Genomic DNA, 2,638 nt, shown 5'->3' with positions numbered 1-2,638 from the left:
AACGACAATCCTCTCAAGGCCGACCCAACCCCAAAACCGCGCCTTCGATCTCCTCGGCCTCAAGATCGCCGCGTAGGCAGAACTCGATCTCAATATCGAGTCCCATCAATGAGTTGCGCTCAATTGTCCCGGAAGTTCGGGCTAGACCGTGACGTCGCCGCTGTGGGCGCGCCACTCAGCCATGCCGCGGGCGTAGTGCTTCAAATCGCTGCGTCCGGCCGCTTGCGCGCGGTTCAGCGCCTTGCGCGAGCGCACGCCCGCCTGGCAGATGATGACGACCGTCCTGTCTGTCACGGGCAGGTCGAACGTTTGCCTGGCGTCCACCGCGGAGGGTTCACTGTCGCAATCTAGATCGACATACTCGACATTTCGAGCCTTTGTTGGCGCCGTCGCGGCCGGTTGTCCTTATAAGGTCGATGGCTACTTGCGCGTCGTGTTCCCATGCCTCGCCGACAGGCATGGCCTGGCTTGCGACCGATGGAGCCGAGCCCCGCTGGCCGTGGCGCCGAGACGTCCGTCCCGCGCGCGGCGCACTTGCGCGGCGCCGCATCCGCCCATACATCCGGCGCCAGCCGACCGAAGGACGATAAGCCGATGTCAGATGGAACCGCCGCCCGCCTTCCGGGCTGGCACGCGACGACCATTCTCATGGTCCGCAAGGGCGACAAAGTGGTCATCGGCGGCGACGGGCAGGTCAGCATGGGCCAGACGGTCGTCAAGGCGACCGCGCGCAAGGTGCGCCGGCTCGCCAAGGGCGAGGTGATCGCCGGCTTCGCCGGCGCCACCGCCGACGCCTTCACTTTGTTCGAGCGCCTCGAGGCGAAGCTCGAGCAATATCCGGGGCAGCTCGCCCGCGCTTGCGTCGAACTCGCCAAGGACTGGCGCACTGACCGCTATCTGCGCCGCCTCGAGGCCATGCTGCTCGTCGCCGACAAGAGCACGGGCTTCACCCTTTCCGGCGTCGGCGACGTGCTCGAGCCGGAGGCCGACGAGTACGGCTCAGCCATGGCGATCGGCTCGGGCGGCAATTACGCGCTCGCCGCCGCGCGCGCGCTCATGCCAATGGCGCTCGACGCCGAAGAGATCGTGCGTCGCTCCATGCGCATCGCCGCCGATATCTGCGTCTACACCAATACGAACCTGATCGTTGAAAGCCTCTGACCTCATGACGGAACTCAGTCCGCGCGAAATCGTCTCCGAACTCGACCGCTACATTGTCGGTCAGGGGGAGGCCAAACGGGCCGTGGCCATCGCGCTTCGCAACCGCTGGCGCCGCCTTCGCCTCGGGTCGCCGATGCGCGAGGAGGTCATGCCGAAAAACATTCTGATGATTGGACCGACCGGCTGCGGCAAGACCGAGATCGCGCGCCGCCTCGCCAAGCTCGCGGGCGCCCCGTTCCTCAAGGTCGAGGCGACCAAGTTCACCGAAGTCGGCTATGTCGGGCGCGACGTCGAGCAGATCGTGCGCGACCTCGTCGAGGTCGGCATCGGGCTGACCAAAAGCCGCAAGCGCAAGGACATCGAGGCCAAGGCCGAGCTCGCGGCGGAGGAGCGGCTTTTGGACGCGCTCGTTGGCGCGGCCTCGTCCTCGGCGACGCGCGAGGCGTTCCGGCGCAAGCTCCACGCGGGCGAACTCGACGACAAGGAGGTCGAGGTCGAACTGCCGCAGTCGAGCTCCGGAATGCCGATGTTCGAATTGCCCAACATGCCGGGCGCCTCGATCGGCGCGATCAACATCGCCGACATCTTTGGAAAAAGCCAGCGGACCAAGCCAAAGCGCATGACAGTCGCCGAGGCGCGCGAGCCGCTCGTCGCGGCGGAAGCCGACAAGCTGCTCGACCAGGACGCGATCGTGCGCGACGCCATCGCCGAGGTCGAGAGCAACGGCATCGTCTTCCTCGACGAGATCGACAAGATCTGCGCCCGCGAGGGCCGCGGCGGCGCGGACATCTCGCGCGAGGGCGTCCAGCGCGACCTCCTGCCGCTGATCGAGGGCACGACGGTCGCCACCAAGCACGGCACGGTCAAGACCGACCACATTCTATTCATCGCCTCGGGGGCTTTTCACATCGCGCGGCCCTCCGACCTCCTGCCGGAGTTGCAGGGCCGCCTGCCGATTCGCGTCGAGCTGAAGTCGCTGACCGAAGAGGACTTCAAGCGCATTCTGACCGACACAGAGGCGAGCCTGATCAAGCAGTACGTGGCGCTGTTGCAGACCGAAGGCGTCGCGCTGGAATTCTCGGAAAGCGCGATCTCCGCGATCGCCCGCATCGCCGCCAAGGTCAACGGCTCGGTCGAGAACATCGGCGCGCGCCGGCTCCAGACCGTGATGGAGCGGGCGCTCGACGAAGTGAGCTTCACCGCCGCCGACCGCTCCGGCGAGACGGTGAAGATCGACGACGCCTTTATCGAGCGCCAGGTCGGCGACCTCGCCGGCAACGCGGACCTGAGCCGGTTCATTCTGTGAGCGCTTCGGCCGGTCGGCCGTTCGGCGCAAGCGCGATCTGACGTCGTCGTCGCGGTCCCGGCGCGCTTGAGCCTGTCGCCGGCGACCGGAGCGACGAAAGTGAACGTAGATTCTCGCGCGAAAAAGCGCGTTTCGGGGTCAATTCCTGGCGATTTCGGTCACCGTCGATTT

The 2,638-nt window shown here is 66.3% G+C and carries 2 protein-coding genes and 1 pseudogene; 2 read left to right on the top strand and 1 reads right to left on the bottom strand.

What is annotated here, in order from left to right; translation table 11 throughout:
- Positions 1 to 141: 141 nt before the first annotated feature.
- A pseudogene (locus ACLP25_RS08550) lies at positions 142 to 363 on the bottom strand (rhodanese-like domain-containing protein); the annotation flags it as partial.
- Between the two features lie 231 nt (positions 364 to 594).
- Here ACLP25_RS08550 and hslV point away from each other — a divergent pair.
- Both hslV and hslU read left to right on the top strand, forming a co-directional pair.
- Complete coding sequence (gene hslV / locus ACLP25_RS08545) at positions 595 to 1,161, top strand: ATP-dependent protease subunit HslV (protein ID WP_442468780.1); 567 nt, start codon at positions 595 to 597, stop codon at positions 1,159 to 1,161.
- A gap of 4 nt (positions 1,162 to 1,165) precedes the next feature.
- Positions 1,166 to 2,467 carry an ATP-dependent protease ATPase subunit HslU gene (hslU, locus tag ACLP25_RS08540; RefSeq protein ID WP_442468779.1) on the top strand — a complete coding sequence of 434 codons (1,302 nt, stop codon included), beginning with the start codon at positions 1,166 to 1,168 and terminating at the stop codon, positions 2,465 to 2,467.
- Positions 2,468 to 2,638 lie beyond the last annotated feature (171 nt).

It is taken from the genome of Roseiarcus sp. (genome assembly GCF_052145395.1).
Taxonomy (GTDB): domain Bacteria; phylum Pseudomonadota; class Alphaproteobacteria; order Rhizobiales; family Beijerinckiaceae; genus Roseiarcus.
The sequence above is the reverse complement of the archived record's forward strand: the minus strand, read 5'-3'. Positions and strand labels throughout refer to the sequence as shown.